This window comes from Streptomyces sp. NPDC056347 (assembly GCF_042262625.1).
GTDB lineage: Bacteria > Actinomycetota > Actinomycetes > Streptomycetales > Streptomycetaceae > Streptomyces.
Genome location: NZ_JBHJQP010000032.1, coordinates 21,241 through 41,612, shown reverse-complemented (window position 1 = coordinate 41,612; position 20,372 = coordinate 21,241). Strand labels below are relative to the sequence as shown.

Sequence of the window (20,372 nt, the reverse complement as noted above, 5' to 3'; positions counted from 1 at the left end):
GTTGCCGGGCGGATGAGCCGCGCGGGAACCTGGAATGTCGTGCAGTGTGCCGACACGACGACATCCCGCCCCCACCGGGAAATCCTGAACACGAAATGAGTTAACTCCGTGCTGTACAACGCTCTTCTCAACCTCGGCATTCTCGCGGCCGTCAGCGCCGCCCTCGTCCTCGCCCCCAGCCCCCTTCTCAACCCGCCGTCCGTCCCCTTCGGCGTGCGTGTCCCACCGGACAAGGCGGACGCGCCGGAAGTCGCCGTCCAGCGGCGGCGCTACCGCAATCTCTTCCTCGGCGCGTCCGCAGGTGTCGCGGTGTTCGCCCTCGCCGCCGGAGCCGCCTTCGACAGCCTCGCCGCAGGCGCCGTCTGCGCCGTCGGCGGCAGCGTGCTGCTGACCGTGGCCTCCGCCGTCCTGTGGGTCCGCGCACACCGGGCCGTCGCCCGGGCCAAGGAGCAGGGCGGCTGGTACGAGCAGACCCGGCAGGGCGCCTTCACGGACACCTCGCTGCGCACGGACCCGGTCCGTTTCCCCTGGGCCTGGGCGATCCCCGCATTCGTGATCGTCGCCGTGACCGCTGTGGTCGGCGCCGTCGTCTACCCGGACCTGCCCGACCACATGGCCCTGCCCCAGAAGTCCCCCAGCGGCACCGTCTACCGCGAGTACGCGACCACTGTCTGGACCGCGTTCGCCCTCGTCCTCACTCAGATCGCCGTCACCGCCACCATGGCCGGCTCCGTCGCCGGGCTGCTGCGCGCCCGAGCCGACCTCGACGTGAGCCGTCCCCGCACCAGCGCCACCCGGTACCGCCGCTACCTCGCCGCGATGTCCCGCTCCGTCCTCGGCATGGCGGCCCTCATCGACCTCATGCTGTTCGGCCTCGCCGGGATGATGTGGGCCGACAACCGCTCCCAGGCCGTCATCGGCCTCGTCGTGGGCGTCCCCCTCCTCGCCGTCCTCGGCATGGTCGCCCATCTCGTCCTGCGCGTCGGCCCCGGCGGCAGCCGACTCCCCGACACCGTCGCCGAACCCGACAGCGGCCTCGTACCCCGCGACGACGACCGCTTCTGGCACGGCGGCGGCCTGATCTACGTCAACACCGACGACCCGGCGATCATGGTGGCCCGCCGCGTCGGCCTCGGCTGGACCGTCAACCTCGGCAACCTCCGATTCCTCGTCCTCCTCGCGGTATTCGTCGCCCTCGCCGCAGGTGCCGGCGTCGTCGCGGCGGTCGCCATGTGACACCGCCCCTCCCCGCACGTCGAAGGCCCGGATCCGGCTCTCCCCGGAACGGGCCTTTCGTGCAGCTGTTTTCACCGCACTCGAAGAAGATTGCGAGCACCCCGGAACGCGGGAGAGCCTGAGGGTCGAAGAGCGCGGCAGGTCCGAACCGCCGTGCTGCCCCGCCGTGTTCGCCACCACGCCCTCGCGCCGCTCCGGCGCGGCCACGGCCCCATGGTGGCCGGCCGCCGACGGCGGCGGAGAGACCCCGAGAACAGGAGAGTGGTCGTGGTGACGGTCCCGGAAACGCTCGCGCGGACGGCCGGACAGCCGGTCGCGGAAACGGCCGGAAGCCCGGCCTCCGCAACAACCGGACCTGTTGGAACCGTGAACGCGACGGCGGGACCCGCCGGTACCGTGGACGCGACGACGGGACCCGCCGGGCCTGTCGGCGACGCCCCGTCCGAGGCCCCTGACGGCGTACTGCCCCGCGGCCTGACGGATGCCCTGCCGAGCCTCTTCGAGAAGCTCGCCCGCGAGCACCGCGTCACCGGCGCCCAACTCGCGCTCTACCACGACGGGACCCTTCACGCGCACGCCTACGGAACGGAGTCCGTCCGCACCGGCGCGCCCGTCACCCGGGACACCGCCTTCCCCTTCGGCTCCGTGACGAAGTTCTTCACCGCCACCCTCGTCATGCAGTTCGTGTCCGACGGCGACATCGACCTCGACGAACCCCTCACCGGCCTCCTTCCGGAACTCCGCAACGCCCCGGGCGGCTCAGGCCTCGGCAGCGCCACCGTCCGCCAGCTCCTCAGCCACACCGCAGGGCTCCCGGACAGCATCGACGGCACGGACCTGCGCGGCCCCTCCTACCGGCGCTTCGTGGCCGCGTGCGCCCAGGCGCCCGCCCTCCACACCCCCGGTCTCGCGTTCTCCTATGCCAACACCGGCTACTGCCTCCTCGGCGCGGTCGTCGAGGCCGCCGCCGGCATGGACTGGTGGACCGCCATGGACAGCTGCCTCCTCGACCCCCTCGGGATCACCCCCGCCTACCTGCACGACCCGCGCCCCGGCAGCGGCCGGCCCGCCCGCGCCCTCGCCGACGGCCACGCCGTCCGCCCGGACGGGGCCCCCGCCGAGGTCGTCGACCACATGACCGACCTGTCGCTCGCCGCGGCCGGAGGCCTCACCGGCAGCGCCGTCGACCTCGTCACCGCCGCCCGCCTCCACCTCGACGACCGCGCCGCCTTCGCCCACCACCACCTGCTCCCCGAGGACGAGGCACGCCTCATGCGTGAACCCGTCCCCGGCGCCGAGCCGTTCGGCCTGGCCGACGCCTGGGGCCTCGGCCTCATGAGCCACCGAGGCGAGCGCGGCGTCTGGTACGGCCACGACGGAGCCGTCGGCGGTGCCAGCTGCAACCTCCGGCTCCACCCGGGCAGCAGCACCGCCCTCGCCCTCACCGCCAACTCCACCGCCGGGCCCCGCCTGTGGGAGGCCCTCGTCTCCGAGCTCCGCGCCATCGGCCTCGATCTCGGCCACTACCGCCTGCCCGACCCCGAGGCCCCGCGCGTCACGGAGCCGGGCGCCTACTTCGGCACGTACGCCAATGGCGACCTGCACCTCGTCGTCATGACCGGCCCGGACGGCGAGCTGTACCTCACGCGCGAGGACTACGCCGACTACCTCCTCACCATCCACACCGACGACCGCTTCGTCGCCCGGGACCGCGAGCACGACGGCCTGCCGATCGTCGGCCGCTTCGTCCGCGAACACCCCGGCGGTCCGATCGCCCTGCTCCAGTACGGCGGACGCGCCCTCCAGCGACTCTGACGCCACCACCGCACGCCACATCAGACACTCAGGGGAAAACAACGATGTTCGAGCACGAGCAGTCGATGACGTCGGTCGTGGATGCATTCACCCGGTGGGTGGTGTCCGCGCCGGGTGCGGTGGCGGTGCGATGTGGTGGGCGGTCGTTGTCGTACGCGGAGCTGGACGCCGCCTCCGACCGGCTGGCGTGCGCCCTCGTCGAGCGTGGCGTGGGTGCGGAGTCGCGGGTTGGTCTGCTCCTGGAGCGGTCGACGGACGTCGTCGTCGCGATGCTGGCCGTGCTGAAGGCCGGCGGGGCCTATGTGCCCGTGCATGTCTCGTACCCCGAGGAGCGTTTGCGGCAGGTGCTGGCGCAGGCCGGGGTCTGTGTGGTGCTGACGGACCGGGACGCTGTCGAGGTCGGCGGGGTTCCCGTGCTTGCTGTCGGGTCCGCTCCGTCGGGCGTGGTGGCGCTGCCGGGGCGGGTTCCGGTGCAGTCGTTGGCGTATGTGATGTTCACGTCGGGGTCGACGGGTGTGCCGAAGGGTGTGGCGGTCACGCATGACGACATCGTGGCGCTCGTGTCCGATCGTCGGTGGCGGTCGGGTGCGCATGGTTCGGTGTTGTTCCATTCGCCGCATTCGTTCGATGCGGCTACGTACGAGGTGTGGGTGCCGCTGTTGAACGGTGGCACGGTGGTGGTTGCCGAGGCGGAGTTGAGTGGGCCAGTGGTGCGGGATGCCGTGGCGTCCGGTGTGTCCTCGGTGTTCATGACGAAGGCGTTGTTCGACTTGCTGGCGGGTGAGGACCCGGGATGCTTCGCGGGCCTCGGGGAGGTCTGGACCGGTGGTGAGGCGGCGTCGGGTGCGGCGATGGGACGGATGCTGGAGCACTGCCCGGACACCCGGCTCGTCCATGTCTACGGCCCCACGGAGACGACCACCTTTGCCGTCTGCGGCGCGCTCGACCCGACCGACACGGCCGCAGCGACGGTTCCTCTGGGCACCGCTATGGACGACACGACGGCGTACGTCCTGGACACGTCGCTGCGGCAGGTCGGCGTGGGCGTCACGGGTGAGCTGTATCTGGGTGGCTCGGGTCTGGCGCGTGGCTACGACGGACGTGCCGATCTGACGGCGGAGCGGTTCGTCGCCGATCCGTTCGGCCGGGGCGGACGCCTCTACCGCACCGGTGACCTCGTCCGTTGGCGGGAGGACGGCCGGCTGGAGTTCCTGGGCCGAGGGGACGGTCAGGTGAAGATCCGGGGTTTCCGGATCGAGGTCGCGGAGATCGAGGCGGTCCTGGCTCGGCACACGTCGGTCGGCCGGGTGTCGGTGCAGGTCCGTGAGGACCGGCCCGGCACGAAGCGCCTCGTGGCCTACCTCGTGGCGGCGGACGGGGGAGACCTGGACAGCGGAGCGGTGCGCGCCCACGCGTCCGCTCTGCTGCCGGAGTACATGGTTCCGTCGGCGTTCGTCGTGCTGGACGCGCTGCCGCTGACGGTGAACGGCAAGGTGGACCGCAAGGCCCTGCCCGCCCCGGCGTCGGAGGCGGCCGAGGAGTACGTCGCCCCGCGCACGGCGGCGGAGGAGACCCTGGCCGGTATCTGGGCCGATGTCCTGGGCCTCGAACAGGTCGGTGTGCACGACGACTTCTTCGCGCTCGGCGGCGACTCGATAGCCGCCCTGCGTGCCATCGGCCGTGTTCGGGCCGTCCTCGGCGGCGACCTGTCCTCGCGCACACTCTTCGACCACCCGACCGTCGAGCGACTGGCAACGGCACTCGCCCCGTCGTCCGGCGCCGGAACACCCGGCGGGAACGCCGAGCCGGTGATCACGCGCGCCGACCGCGACGGACTCCTGCCGCTCTCTCCCGGGCAGGAACGTCTGGCCTTCCTGGCCGACTTCGCGCCCGACGACACGTCGTACAACACCGGCCTCGCCCTGCGGATCGCCGGAGACCTCGACCACCTGGCCCTGCGCACCGCGCTGACCGGTCTCGTCGCCCGCCACGAAGCCTTGCGCACCACGTTCGACGGACACCACCAGCACGTTCACGACGACATCCCCGTGCCTGTACGGACGGCGGACCTCACGGCGGAGCCGGCCGCGACGCGGGACGAGACGCTGCGCCGAATCCTCCAGGACGAGCAGGCGGCCCCGTTCGACCTCTCCCGAGGGCCGCTCGTCCGGGTACTCACTGTCCGCCTCGGCCCGGACGAGCACGTCCTCGCCCTGTCGCTGCACCACATTGTCACCGACGGCTGGTCCATGGGCGTGATGGTGCGCGAGCTGGGCGCGCTCTACACCGCGGCGCTCCGCGGTGAGCAGCACAATCTTCCAGAAATCACCCTGGACTATGCAGACTTCGCAACCTGGCAGCGCGCGCGATCCGAGAGCGGGGTGTACGAGGAGGGCGTGCGGCACTGGCGCGAGGCGCTGACTGGCCTGGAGCCGTTGGAGCTGCCGACGGACCGGCCGCGGCCAGCGGTCCGTACCTCGGCGGGCGCGCTGCACACCTTCGAGATCCCGGCCGTCCTCGCCGACCGGTTGAAGGTGGCGGGGCGGGAACGCGGCGCGAGCCTGTTCATGGCCCTGACCGCGGTGACCCAGCTGCTGCTGTCCCGGTACACCGGCCGCCAGGACATCGCGGTCGGGACAGTCACTTCGGGACGTGAACGCCCGGAACTGGCCGATCTGGTCGGCTTCTTCGTCAACACCCTGGTGCTCCGGACCCATGTGGACGAGGCGCAGGGCTTCGGTGCGCTGCTGTCGGCGGTTCGGGAGACGACGCTCGACGCGTTCGCGCACCAGGACGTGCCCTTCGACCGGGTCGTGGACGCCGTCGAGCCTGAGCGCGACCCCAGCCGGAGCCCGCTGTTCCAGGCGCTCGTCGTACTGCAGAACTCCCTCGGCCTCGACGGCTCGTTCGCCGGCCTCCCCGCCCGCCGGACCCACGTGCCGCGCACGGCAGCGAAGTTCGACCTCTCGTGGGAGTTCTGGGAGGAGCAAGGAGGCGGCCTGGCCGCCGAGCTGGAATACAACACCGATCTGTTTGATGCGGTGACTGTTGAGCGGATGTGTCGGCATTGGTTGTTCCTGGCTGGGGTTGTTGCTGCTGCTCCTGAGGAGTCGTTGTCCCGGGTTGTTCTTCTGGATTCGCGTGAGCGGGATCTTGCCCTGGGGGAGTGGGCGGGGCCGGGTGTGGGTTCGGGTGGTCGTTCGGTGGTGGAGTTGGTTGCTGAGCGTGTGGGTGCGGTGCCGGGTGCGGTGGCGGTGGTGTGTGGGGATGTGTCGTTGACGTATGGCGAGTTGTGGGCTCGTGTGGAGGTGCTGGCCGGGCGTCTGGTGGCGCTGGGGGTGGGGGTGGAGTCGCGGGTCGGGGTGTCGTTGCCGAGGTCTGCTGATCTGGTGGTGGCGGTGCTTGCGGTGTTGCGGGCGGGTGGTGCGTATGTGCCGCTGGATCCGCAGTATCCGGCGGACCGGTTGGAGTTCATGCGTGGGGACAGTGATGTGCGGGTGGTGATCGACGAGGCACTGCTCGCAGGTCCACCGGTGACTGGTGGGCTGCTGCCCGAGGTTGATGGGCTGTCTCTGGGTTCGGCGGCGTATGTGATTTATACGTCGGGTTCGACGGGTCGTCCGAAGGGTGTGGTGATTCCGCATGGTTCGGTGGCGGGGCTGGTGGAGTGGGCGGTGTCGTTGGGTGTGGAGCGGTTCGGGCGGGTGTTGTTCTCGACGTCGTTGAATTTTGACGTGTCGGTGTTCGAGCTGTTCGGGACGTTGGCGTCGGGTGGGACGTTGGAGGTCGTGCGGGACGTGCTGGTCCTGGCGGAGCGGGAGTCGTGGTCGGGGTCGTTGGTGTCGGCGGTGCCGTCCGCGTTCGCCGCGGTCCTGGAGCAGGACGCGCGGGTGGATGCGGGTCTGGTGGTCCTGGCGGGCGAGGCGTTCCCGTCAGGGTTGCGGGAGCGGATCGGGGAGGTCATGCCGGGTGCTGGTGTGGCGAATCTGTATGGTCCGACCGAGGCGACCGTGTATGCGACGGGATGGTTCTCGCAGACGGATTCTGGGCCGACCGGTGCGATGGTGCCGATCGGGCGGAGTGTCGCGGGCAAGGGTGTTTACGTTCTGGACGCGCGGCTGCGTCCGGTTCCGGTGGGTGTGTGGGGTGAGTTGTATCTCGCTGGTGGTCTGGCGCGTGGGTATCACGGCAGGGCGGGGCTGACGTCTGAGCGGTTCGTCGCGGATCCGTTCCATGCCGGTGGCCGGCTCTACCGGACGGGGGATGTGGTGCGTCGTGGTGCGGACGGCACTCTGGAGTACGCGGGTCGTGGTGACGACCAGGTGAAGGTGCGTGGCTTCCGGATCGAGCTCGGTGAGATCGAGAGTGTGCTGTGTGGTCACGGTTCGGTGACGCGGGCGGTGGTCGTGGCGCGTGAGGACCGGCCGGGCGTCAAGCGCCTCGCCGCCTACCTGGTGACCGACGGCCCCTATGTGGACATGGGGGCTGTGCGTGAGCATGTGGCTGCGGCACTGCCGGAGTACATGGTTCCGTCTGCGTTCGTGGTGCTGGAGGAGTTGCCGTTGAACGCGAACGGGAAGCTCGACCGCAAGGCTCTGCCCGCGCCCGAGTTCACCGCTGACCACGATGCCCGTGTTGCTCCGCGGACGGACACGGAGCGTGTTCTGGCGTCGGTCTGGGGCGAGGTCCTGGGCCTTCAGGACGTGGGCGTGCACGACAACTTCTTCGACCTCGGCGGCGACTCGATCATCAGCCTCCAGGTCGTCTCACGCGCCCGCCGCGCCGGACTCACGCTGTCCTCCAGGGATGTCTTCCAACACCCCACCATCGCCGCCCTCGCCACGCACGCGCGCCCGGTCGCCGAGGAAGCCGGGACCCGTACGCGGCTCGTGGAGGCCGGCACGGTCAGCGGTGCGGTCGCGACCACACCCGTCCGGGAGTGGTTCTTCGAGACGCACCCCGTCGCGCCCGGCCACTTCAACATGGCCGCGTCCTTCGCGCTTCCCGACGGCATGGACCTGGACGCACTGCGCACTGCCGTCGCCGCTCTGACGACGCAGCACGACGCCCTGCGCTCCACGTTCGCTCGCGAGGACGACGGCACGTGGACCGGTCGCCTCACAGCGGGGACCGACCCCGACGCGGTGCTGACCCTGCACGAGCTCCCCGACGGTGACGCGGGCGACAACGCCTGGGACGTTGTGGTCCGCGACGCCCAGGCCGGGCTCGACCTGGCCGCCGGGCCTCTGGTGCGGGTGCTGGTCCGGACCGGTACGGACGGGCCGGTGCGCGTGGTCGTCGTGGCGCACCACCTGGTCATGGACGGCGTCTCCTGGCGCATCCTGCTGGAGGACCTGGCCACCGCGTACGAGCAGGCGCGGGCCGGGCGGACCCCGGACCTCGGCCCGAAGGGCACGTCCGTGCGCCAGTGGGCCGACCGGCTCACCGCGTACGTACGGGAGGGCGGCTTCGACGACCAGCTGGACCACTGGCGCGAGGCGGCCGCTGCCGCCGTGCGCATCCCCGTCGACCACCCCGGGGGCGACAACATCGTCGCCTCCGAGCGGACCGTCTCGGTCGGCCTGACCGCGCAGGAGACCCGGGCTCTGCTGTTCGACGTGCCCGGCGCGTACCGCACCCGTCCCAACGACGTGCTGCTCGCGGCGCTCACCCGTGCCGTCGGCCCCTGGGCGACCGGCGGCACACTGCCGGTCGACGGCGACGGCGACGGCGCCGCCGGTCCGGCCCCGCGGTGGGCCGTGAACCTGGAGGCGCACGGCCGGGGCGAGCTGTTCGACGACGTCGATCTCACCCGGACCGTCGGCTGGTTCACCGCCATCCACCCGGTCGCCCTGCCCGTCCCGGCCGACGACGACTGGGCCGGCACGGTATCCACGGTCAAGGAGCTACTGCGGGCGATACCTGACCAGGGGATCGGCTACGGGGCCCTGCGCTACCTGGCGGGTGCCACGGACCTCGGCAGCACCCCCGACCTGGCCTTCAACTACCTCGGCCAGTTCGACGAGGGGACCGGCGGTCTGCACCGTTCGCTCGTGCTCAACCCCGGAGGCGAGCACCACCCGGCCGAGCAGCGCCCGCACCTCGTCGAGGTGGTCGGCGCGGTCCAGGACGGCGTCCTCACCTTCACCTGGTCCTACTCCGCGAACGTGCACGACCGGGAGACCGTCGAGACCCTCGCCCGTCGGTACGCGGACGCGCTGCGCTCCCTGATCGCGCACTGCGCCGCCCCCGGACGGCCCGCCGGTTGCACGCCGTCCGACTTCCCCCTCGTCCGCCTCGCGCAGCACGAGGTCGACGCGCTCGTCGCGCGCGTCGGCGACGCCCGCGCCGTCGAGGACGTGCTGCCGCTGACCCCGCTGCAGTCCGGCATGCTCTTCCACACCCTCGGCGCGCCCGGTTCCCCGTTCTACCTGGAACAGTTCACCTTCCTGCTGGAGGGTGCCAGCGACGTGGAGACCGTGGCGCGGGCCTGGCAGGCCGTCGTCGACGCGTCGGACGCACTGCGCGTCTCCGTCGTCTGGGAGGGTGTCGCCGAGCCCGTCCAGATCGTGCACCGCGCGGGCGCCCGCCCGCTGCCGATCGTGTACGCCGACTGGACCGGCCGCACCGCCGAGGAGCGGGAACGGTTGCTCGCGGACCTGCTCGCCGCGGACCGGGCCGGGGCCATCGGCCTCGACGCGCCCCTGATGCGGCTCACCCTCGTGCGGGTCGCCGACGACGCCGTACGCGTGGTGTGGTCCTTCCACCACCTGCTGATGGACGGCTGGAGCGCCGCCGCCGTCCTCTCCGACGTGGCCGCGCTCTGCGCCGGCGAGCCCCTCCCGCGCCGGGAGCCGTTCCGCGACCACCTGAGCCGGCTCGCCGGCCGCGACGAGGCCGTCGGCCACGCCTTCTGGTCCGGCCGCCTCGCCGGGTTCGAGGAGCGGACACCCCTGCCGTACGACCGGTCCCCGCAGGCCGCGCACCAGGCATGCTCGGGCGAACGCGTCACCCTGGGCCTGGCCGAGGGTGCCGCCCGCGCCGTCGCGGACTTCGCCCGCCGCAACCGGGTCACCGTCGGAGCGGTCGTGCAGGGTGCGTGGGCGCTGCTGCTCGGCCAGTACGCCGGACGGCACGACGTCGTCTTCGGCACGACGGTCTCCGGTCGGCCGGAGGATCTGCCCGGGGCCGAGTCGACGGTCGGACTGTTCATCAACACCGTGCCCGTCCGCGTCGTCACCGAGCCGGACGAGCCGGTCGGCGCCTGGCTGCGTCGCATCGGCGACGCCCAGGCCGAGGCCCGTGCCCACGAGCAGGTCCCGCTGCACGAGATCGACACGCCCGGACTGCCCTCCGGGACGCCGCTGTTCGACAGCCTCGTCGTCGTCGAGAACTACCCCGTCCACGCCGTCGCGGCGGACCGCGGCGTCACCGTGTCCGGGCTGGAGGCCGTCGAGTCGACCAACTACCCGCTCACCCTGACCGCCCGTCCCGCCGGGGAGTTCCTGCTCACCTTCGGCTTCGACCCCGAGCTCTTCGACGCCGGGACGGTTCGGCTGCTCGCCGCCCGGTACGCCCGCGTCCTGGAGGCGCTGGCGGAGTCCGGTGACGGGGCCACCACCGGATCGCTCCCGCTGCTGGCCGCCGACGAGCGCGCCCGCGTCCTCGGCGGTGAGTGGAGCGGCACGCTCGACGCGGACGCCGTGCCCGCGATCTCGCTTCCGGAGCAGTACGCCCGTCTGGTCGCCGAGGCCCCCGACGCGGTCGCCGTGGTCGGCGCCGGCGGCACGCTCACCCGCCGGGAGCTCGACGCCCGCGCGGAGCGCCTGGCAGCCGCGCTGCGGTCGCGCGGCGTCGGCCCGGGGGCCCGGATCGGCCTGCTCCTCGACCGCTCGGCCGATGTGGTGGTCGCGATGCTCGCCGTGCTGCGCACCGGCGCCGCATACGTCCCCCTGCACTCCGGGCACCCGGCGGACCGCATGCGTGCCATGCTGGAGCGCAGCGGCGCGCTGCTCCTCCTCACCGACGGCGTCTTCACGGCACCGCCCGCCGTCCCGACGCTCGACCTTGCCGAGGTCCTCGGCACCGGCGCGGTCCCCGAACCCGGCGTCCCCGGCGTCGCTCCCGCGGCGGCCGGTCCGGTCGCCCCCGACGCCGACGCGTACGTCATGTACACCTCCGGATCGACGGGCGAGCCGAAGGGCGTCGCCGTGACCCACCGCGACATCGTCGCCCTCGCCGCGGACCGCCGCTGGACCCGCCGCACGCAGCACTGCGTGCTGTTCCACTCCTCGCACTCCTTCGACGCGGCCACCTACGAGGTGTGGGCCCCGCTCCTGAACGGCGGCCGCGTCGTGGTCGCCGACGGCGACCTCACGGCCGACGCGGTGCGGCGCGCCGTCGCCGAGCACGGTGTGACGGCCCTGTTCGTGACCACCGCGCTCTTCGGCGCGCTCGCCGACGAGGACCCGGCCTGCTTCGCCGGTCTCGGCGAGGTGTGGACCGGCGGCGAGGCCGCCTCCCGCCCCGCGATGCGGCGCGTGCGGGAGCACTGCTCCGACACCCGCCTCGTCCACGTGTACGGCCCCACCGAGGCCACCGCCTTCGCGGTGTGCGGCGTCCTCGACACGGCGGACCTCGCCGACGGCGCGGCCGTGCCTCTCGGCCTCCCCATGGACAACACCCTCGCGTACGTCCTGGACGCGGCCCTGCGCCCGGTGGGCACCGGGCAGCCGGGCGAGCTGTACCTCGGCGGACCCGGCCTGGCACGCGGCTACGACGGCCGCCCCGGGCTCACCGCCGAACGCTTCGTCGCCGACCCGTACGGCCCGGCCGGCGGGCGTCTCTACCGCACCGGCGACCTCGTGCGCCGACTGCCCGACGGCCGCCTCGCCTTCCTGGGCCGGGGCGACGGACAGGTGAAGATCCGGGGCTTCCGGATCGAACTCGCCGAGATCGAGGCGGCTCTGGGCCGCTGCGCCGGCGTCGGCCGGGTCAGTGTCCAGGCCCTGGCCGCGGGCCCGGACGGCTCCGCGAAGCGCCTGGTCGCCTACCTCGTGCCCGCGGCGGTGCAGCAGGACGCCGCCGGTACGGCCGGCGACGCCGCCGCCGTAACGGCATCGGACCCCGCCGGGATCGACGTCCCCCGGGTCCGGGAACAGGCGCGGGAGCTGCTCCCGTCGTACATGGTCCCGTCCGCGTTCGTCGTCCTGGACGCCCTGCCCCTGAACTCCAGCGGCAAGGTCGACCGGCGCGCCCTGCCGGTGCCCGGACCCGAAACCACGCTCGACCACGAGCCTCCGCGGGCAGGGGCCGAGGAGCGGATCGCAGCGGTCTGGGGCGAGCTGCTCGGCACCGTACGCATCGGTCGCCACGACGACTTCTTCGCCCTCGGCGGGGACTCCATCACCAGCCTCAAGGCCGCCTCCCGACTGCGTGCCGCGCTCGGGGCCGACCTTTCGCCCCGAACCCTGTTCGACCACCCCACGGTCGCGTCCCTCGCGACCGCATGCGCCGCGGCGGCAGACGTCCGGACGGACGCCGCCCTCGCCCCGGCGCCCCGCGGCGCCGATCCGCTCCCCCTTTCGTACGCGCAGGAACGCCTCTGGTTCCTCGACGCCTTCACCCCGGGCGGCAACGAGTACAACGTCGTCACCACCCTGCGACTGCTCGGCGCCCTCGACACCGACGCCCTGCGCGCGGCCGTCGCCGCCCTCGTCGCCCGCCACGAGGCCCTGCGCACGACCTTCGGCTCTGCCGACGGGCGCGGCGGCACGCAGCGCGTCCACGCCACCGCCGCCGTGCCGGTGCGCACCCTGTACGCCGCGGACCTGGAGGAGCACCACCGCGCCCTGCGCGCCGAGGCCGCCGCGCCGTTCGACCTGAGCACCGGACCCCTGCTCCGCGTCCTCCTGGTGGAAGGACCGGCTCCGGACACCTCGACCCTCATGCTGACGATGCACCACATCGTCACGGACGGCTGGTCCATGGGTGTCGTCACCCGGGAGCTGAGCGCCCTGTACGCGGCGGCGGTGGACGGGTCGGCCGCCGATGCCGCACTGCCCGAACTCCCCTTGCAGTACCCGGACTTCGCCGTCTGGCAGCGGGAGCGTCTCACCGACGCCGCGCTCGCGCCGCACATCGACCACTGGCGCACGCGACTGGCGGGGCTCGAGCCGCTGGAGCTCCCCACCGACCGGCCCCGCCCCGCGGTCCGCACCGGGCGCGGCGCCCTGCACTCCTTCCGGGTGCCCGAGCGGCTCGCCACGGCGCTGACGGACGCGGCCCGCGCCCAGGGCGTAACCCTGTCCATGGCGCTGACCGCGGTCACCCAGCTGCTGCTCGCGCGCTACAGCGGCCAGGACGACATCGCCGTCGGAACGGCCGTCTCCGGGCGTGAGCGAACCGAACTGGAGCCGCTCGTCGGGTTCTTCGTGAACACGCTCGTGCTGCGCACCCGAGTCGACGCCCGCGCCGGCTTCGGCGCGCTGCTCGCCGACGTGCGTGAGACCACCCTCGCGGCCTTCGAGCACCAGGCGGTCCCGTTCAGCCGGCTCGTGGAGGAACTGGCTCCGGAGCGTGACCCCAGCCGCACCCCGCTCGTGCAGGCGGCGGTCACCCTGCAGAACGCGCCCCGCGAGACGTTCGCCCTGCCCGGACTCGTCGTCGAGGAGGCCCTGCCACCTGTCGAGGCCAGCCCGTTCGATCTCAACATGGAGTTCGAACCCACTGACGGGGAAGGTCTGTTCGCCGCCGTCACCTACAGCACCGATCTGTTCGATGCGGTGACCGTGGAGCGGATGGCGGGGCATTGGCTTGGGCTGGCCGAGGGGCTGGTGGCGAGTGTGGCTTCGGGTGCGGTGCTGGGCGAGGTGCCGATGTGGGGTGTGGGTGAGTCTGCTCGGGTGCGGGAGTCGGGGCGGGGTGCGGTGGCTTCGTTCGACGGGGCTGCTTCGGTGGTGGATGTGTTCGCGCGTCGTGTGGCCGTTGCCCCTGAGGCGGTGGCGGTGCGCTGCGGCAGTGCTGCGCTGACGTATGCGGAGCTGGACGCCGCCTCCGACCGTCTGGCGGGTGTTCTGGTCGAGCGTGGTGTCGTGGCCGAGTCCCGGGTCGGTCTGCTGCTGGAGCGGTCGGCGGACGTGGTCGTGGCGATGCTGGCGGTGCTGAAGGCGGGCGGTGTGTACGTTCCGCTGCATGCCTCGTATCCGGAGGAGCGGTTGCGGCAGGTGCTGGCGCAGGCCGGGGTCTGTGTGGTGCTGACGGACCGGGACGCTGTCGAGGTCGGCGGGGTTTCTGCGCTTGCTGTCGGGTCCGCTCCGTCGGGTGTGGTGGCGCTGCCGCAGCGGGTTCCGGCGTACTCCTTGGCGTATGTGATGTTCACGTCGGGGTCGACGGGTGTACCGAAGGGTGTGGCGGTCACGCACCGTGACATTGTGGCGCTTGTGGCTGATGGCCGGTGGCGGTCGGGTGCGCATGATGTGGTGTTGTTCCATTCGCCGCATTCGTTCGACGCGGCGACGTACGAGGTGTGGGTGCCGTTGCTGAACGGTGGCACGGTGGTCGTTGCCGAGGCGGAGCTGAGTGCGTCGGTGGTGCGGGATGCCGTGGTGTCCGGTGTTTCTTCGGTGTTCATGACGAAGGCGTTGTTCGATTTGCTGGCGGGTGAGGATCCGGGGTGTTTCGCGGGTCTGCGCGAGGTGTGGACGGGTGGTGAGGCGGCGTCGGGTGCGGCGATGGGGCGGATGCTGGAGCACTGCCCGGACACCCGGCTGGTTCATGTCTACGGTCCGACGGAGTCGACCACGTTCGCGGTGTGTGGTCCTGTCGGGGTGGGGGACACCCGGGCGTCCGTAGTGCCGTTGGGTGCGGTGATGGACAACACCTGTGCGTACGTCCTGGATGCGGCGATGCGTCCGGTGGGTGTGGGTGTTGTGGGTGAGTTGTATCTGGGTGGTTCGGGTCTGGTGCGTGGTTATGACGGGCGTGCGGATCTGACGGCGGAGCGGTTCGTGGCCGATCCGTTCGGCAGCGGTGAGCGGCTCTACCGCACGGGCGACCTGGTGCGGTGGCGGGAGGACGGCCGGCTCGACTTCCTCGGGCGTGGGGACGGTCAGGTGAAGATCCGTGGTTTCCGGATCGAGGTCGCGGAGGTCGAGGCGGTCCTGGCTCGGCACACGTCGGTCGGCCGGGTGTCGGTGCAGGTCCGTGAGGACCGGCCCGGGGTGAAGCGCCTCGTGGCCTACCTCGTGGCGGCGGACGGGGGAGACCTGGACATGGGAGCGGTGCGCGCCCATGCGGCTGCGTTGCTGCCGGAGTACATGGTTCCGTCGGCGTTCGTCGTCCTCGACGCGCTACCGCTGAACGCCAACGGCAAGGTGGACCGCAAGGCCCTGCCCGCCCCCGAGACGGATGCCGCGGAAGAGTACGTCGCCCCGCGCACGGCGCAGGAGGAGACCCTGGCCGGTATCTGGGCCGATGTCCTGGGCCTCGAACAGGTAGGTGTCCACGACGACTTCTTCGCGCTCGGCGGCGACTCGATCTCCAGCCTCCAGGTCGTCTCGCGGGCCCGCCGGGCCGGGATGTCCCTGACCTCGCGGGACGTCTTCCGGCGGCCGAACGTCGCGGATCTCGCCGCGTCCCTGCACGCCTCCGGCACGGCCGCCGACGCGGTGCGTCCCGCCGTGACCGGCCCGGTCGGGCCGACCCCGGTCCGGGAGTGGTTCTTCGCCCACCATCCCGTGGCGCCGCACCACTTCGCGATGTCGATGGCGTTCGAGTCGGCCGGCACGGTCGACGTGGTGGCGCTGCGGACGGCCGTGGCCGCGCTCGTCGACCGGCACGACGGACTGCGCTCCATGTTCCATCGCGCCGACGACGGCGCGTGGACGGCCGTGATCGCGCCCGTCGCCGAGGTCCCCGTGGACGTCGTCCTCACCGTCCACGCCGGCGACGGCGCGGACGAGGCCGGAGGGTCCGACACCTGGCACGCACACGTCACCGACGCACAGGCCGGGATGGACCTCGCCTCGGGGCCGCTGTTCCGCGTGCTCGTCGGCGACCGCGGTCCGGACCGCCCCGCGCTCCTCGCGCTGGTGGCACACCACCTGCTCGTCGACGGCGTCTCCTGGCGCATCCTCCTGGAGGATCTGGAGACGGCCTATGCGCAGGCCCGTTCCGGCGGGCCGGTGCGGCTCGACGCGCGGACCTCGTCCGTGCGCGACTGGGCGGAGCGGCTCGCCCGGCACACCGCCGACGGCGGCTTCGACGACCAGGCGTCCTACTGGAGCGCGGCCGTCGCCCCGGACTGTGTCACCCTGCCCGTCGACTTCCCCGACGGCCGCGACACCATGGCCGTCCAGTCCACCGTGGAGGTCACCCTCGACGCCGGGACGACGGCTGCGCTCCTGACACGCACACCGGACGTCTACCGCACCCGAACCGAGGACGTCCTGCTCGCCGGCCTCGCCCGGGTGCTCCGCTCCTGGACGGGCCGAGAGCGGACGACCGTCGACTACGAGGGCCACGGACGCGAGGAGTTGTTCGCCGACGTAGACCTGACCCGCACGGTCGGCTGGTTCACCTCCATCCACCCCTTCGCTCCCGTCCTGCCCGAGGGCGACGACCACGGGGCCGCGGTGAAGGCCGTCAAGGAGCAGCTGCGCGCCGTCCCGGACCGCGGCATCGGCTACGGCGCGCTGCGCCACCTCGCCGCCGACCCCCGCCTCACCGGGCAGCCCGCCCCACGGATCAGCTTCAACTTCCACGGCCGATTCGACACCTCCGCCGCGCAGGACGGCGGACTGCTCGGCCGCATGCTGCCGGCGCCCGGCGGCGACCACCACCCCGACGAGCGGCGCGCCCACGAACTGGACGTGATCGGCGTCATCACCGACGGGCGGCTCACGTTCACCTGGACGTACTCGACCGAACGGCACCGCCGGGACACCGTCGAACGGCTCGCCCAGGACCTCGCCGCGCAGGTCGCCGACTTCGTCCGGCACTGCACCGCACCCGAAGCCGGCGGGCGGACACCCTCCGACTTCCCGCTGGCCCGGCTCGACCAGCCCGCGGTGGACGCCCTCGTCGGCTCCGGCCCGCAGGCCCGGGACACCGAGGACGTGTACCCGCTGACCCCGCTGCAGAGCGGCATGCTCTTCCACACCCTGGCCGACCCGGGCGTCTACCTGGACCAGGTGTCCTTCTCGCTGGAGGGCGGCGACGACCCGTACGCCCTCACCGAGGCGTGGCAGCGCGTCGTCGACGCCACCCCGGCGCTCCGCACCCACCTGGTGTGGGAGCACGTGCCGCGGCCCCTCCAGGTCGTCCGGCGGCGGGCCGCGCTCTCCGTCCGGCACGCGCCGCCCGGCACGGACGCCGCCGCGCTCGCGGCGCAGGAGCTCGCCGCCGGCATCGACCTCGCCTCCGGGCCCCTGATGCGGCTCGCGCTGCTGACCGAACGCCCCGGCGCCGTCCGCGTCGTGTGGACGTTCCACCACCTCGTGCTCGACGGCTGGAGCACCTCCCGGATCCTCGCGGACGTGTTCGCGCAGTACACGGCGCTGACCCGCGGGACGCAGGCCCCCGTCCCGGCGGCCCCGCCGTTCGCCGACTACGTCGCCTGGCTGGACCGGCAGGACCCGCGGGCGGCCGAGGCGCACTGGCGGCGCGTGCTCGCCGGGTTCCGCGCGCCGACGCCACTGCCCGTCGACCGGACACCCGCGCCGGGCCACCGGGCGCACGCGGCCGAGCGGCTGCGGACCGCCCTCGCACCCGCCGGGACGGCGGCGGTCGCACGGATGGCCCGCGACCACGGTCTGACCCTCAACACGGTCGTGCAGGGCGCGTGGGCGCTGCTCCTCGCCCGGTACGCCGGCGAGACCGACGTGTGCTTCGGCGCGACCGTCTCCGGACGCCCGGCCGACCTGCCCGGCGTCGAGGCGACCGTCGGCAACTTCCTCAACACCCTCCCGGTCCGCACCGACGTCGGCGGGAGCGCGAGTGTGGCCGAATGGCTGCGCGGACTGCAGGACGAACAGCTGGAGGCCCGCCGCCACGAGCACCTGGCGCTGCGCACCGTACGCGAGTGCGCGGACGAACTCCCCCAGGGCAGTGAGCTGTTCGAAAGCCTCGTCGTGTTCGAGAACTACCCCGGCAACGAGGAAGCGGCCGCCGCGCACGGGCTCCGCGTCACCGACGTGAGCGCCGTCGACACCACCAGCTACCCGCTCGACCTGACCGCGTACACGGACGCCGACCGCCTCGCCCTGCACCTGTCGTACGACCCCGCTCTCTTCGACCACGACCGCGTCGCCCGACTGGCGGCCCAACTCGCCCATCTGCTGCGGGACATGGCGGAACGCCCGGACGTCCGCCCGGCCGCGCTGTCGATGCTGCCCGACGAGGAGCACGCCCGGCTCGTCGCGCCCGGCGGCTGGAGCGGCGAGGCCGTGCCGTACGAGGACGGCGCCTGCCTGCACGAACTGATCGCCGCGCAGGCCCGCCGCACCCCGGACGCCGACGCCGTGCTGAGCGGCGACGAGGTGCTGTCGTACGCGGCGCTCGACACCCGCGCCAACCGGCTCGCACACGAACTCGTCGAGCGCGGCGTCCGGCCCGGGGACGTCGTCGCCATCTGCCTGGAGCGCGGCACACGGACGGTCGTCGCCCTCCTCGCCGTCCTCAAGGCCGGCGCCGCGTACGTGCCCCTCGACCCGGCCCACCCGGCCGACCGTCTCGCCCACGTGCTCAACGACAGCCGCGCCCGGACCGTCCTCAGCCAGCGGTCGCTGCTCCCGCTGCTGCCGCCCGGCGACGCGCCCGTCCTCGCCCTGGACTCCGAGCCGCTGCGCCGCGCCGTCGAACGGCGGCCCGCGACCGCGCCCGTGACCCGGGTCCGGCCCCGGGACCTGGCGTACGTCATCTACACGTCCGGGTCCACCGGCCGGCCCAAGGGCGTCCAGATCGAGCACCGCAGCGTCAGCCACGGCGCCGCGTCCTGGAACGCCGCCTACGGGTTCACCGACGGCCGGCCGGTGCGCCAGCTCAACGTCGCCAGCATGTCCTTCGACGTGTTCGTCTCCGATCTGGTGCACGCCCTGTGCCACGGCGGCGCCCTCGTCGTCGCCCCGTCCGACACCGTCACCGACCCGGCGCGCCTGCTCGACCTCGTCCGCTCCGCGGACGTCACCCATCTGGACACCGTGCCCGCCCTGGCCACCGCTCTCGCCGACGAGGCCGCCCGGCGCGGCGAGCCGCTTCCCCCGCTACGGGTCCTCGCCGTCGGCGCCGACCTGTGGCGCACCGACGACTGCCGCCGGCTCCTCGACCGGACCGACACCACCCGCACGACCGTCCTCAACACCTACGGCGTGACCGAGGCGACCGTCGAGTCCTGCCTGTACCCGGTGCGCGCCGACACTCTGCCGGACGGGGCGAGCGTCCCCATCGGCCGCCCCAACCCGGGCATCCGCATGTACGTCCTCGACGAGGCGCTGCGCCCCGCACCGGTCGGCGTCACCGGCGAGCTGTACCTCGGCGGCCCCAGCGTCGGCCGCGGCTACCTCGACCGGCCCGCGCTCACCTCCGAGAGGTTCGTCGCCGACCCGTACGGCGACCGGCCCGGTGACCGGCTCTACCGCACCGGCGACCGCGCCCGCCATCTGCCCGGCGGCGACATCGAGTTCGCCGGCCGCGCCGACGAGCAGACCAAGATCCGCGGCTTCCGCATCGAGCCCGGCGAGATCGAGGCGGCCCTGCGCAAGCACCCGGCGGTCGCCCGCGCCGTCGTCGTCGCCCGCCCGGACCACGGCGGCGCCCCGCAGCTCGTCGGCTACACCGTGGCCCACGACGGCGGCACCTGCGACCCGGACACGCTGCGCGCCCATCTCAGGACGCTCGTGCCGCCCTACATGGTCCCGGCCGCGTTCGTCGCCCTCGACGCCCTGCCGCTCAACGCCAACGGCAAGGTCGACCGGCGCGCGCTGCCCGCCCCCGACCCGGCCGCCATGCGGACGGGAACGGAGTACGTCGCCCCCCGCACCCCCGGCGAGGAACTCGTCGCCGCCATCTGGCAGGAAGTGCTGGGGCTCGAACGAGTCGGCGCCGAGGACGACTTCTTCGACCTCGGCGGCGACTCGATCCTCACACTCCAGGTCACCGCCCGGATCCGGAACCGGTTCGGGGTGTCCCTGACCGTCCGGGCCGTCCACGACGCCCCGACCGTCGCCGCGCTCGCGGACGCGGTGGAGGAACGCATCCTCCAGGAGCTCGAAGAGTCGATGCAGGGCTGAGCCCGTCATCGACCGCACCCAAGCGCATCCACC

At 72.9% G+C, this 20,372-nt stretch carries 3 protein-coding genes; all 3 read left to right on the top strand.

The annotated features are described in order from the left end of the window. Window positions 1-108 precede the first annotated feature (108 nt). The 3 genes from ACFCV8_RS10665 (at window position 109) to ACFCV8_RS10655 (ending at window position 20,339) form a co-directional block, all read left to right on the top strand. On the top strand, window positions 109-1,236 hold the full coding sequence (locus ACFCV8_RS10665; RefSeq protein WP_376684937.1) for a DUF1648 domain-containing protein: 1,128 nt from the start codon (window positions 109-111) through the stop codon (window positions 1,234-1,236). A gap of 396 nt (window positions 1,237-1,632) precedes the next feature. Then, a complete protein-coding gene (locus ACFCV8_RS10660) occupies window positions 1,633-3,051 on the top strand; it encodes a serine hydrolase domain-containing protein (RefSeq protein WP_376684936.1) in 1,419 nt (472 codons plus the stop codon). Between the two features lie 44 nt (window positions 3,052-3,095). Next, window positions 3,096-20,339 carry a non-ribosomal peptide synthase/polyketide synthase gene (locus tag ACFCV8_RS10655; protein WP_376684935.1) on the top strand — a complete coding sequence of 5,748 codons (17,244 nt, stop codon included), beginning with the start codon at window positions 3,096-3,098 and terminating at the stop codon, window positions 20,337-20,339. Window positions 20,340-20,372 lie beyond the last annotated feature (33 nt).

Excerpts from the sequence above, each read along its gene's own strand:
- ACFCV8_RS10655 (WP_376684935.1), top strand. The coding sequence starts at position 3,096 with ATGTTCGAGCACGAGCAGTCGATGACGTCGGTCGTGGATGCATTCACC.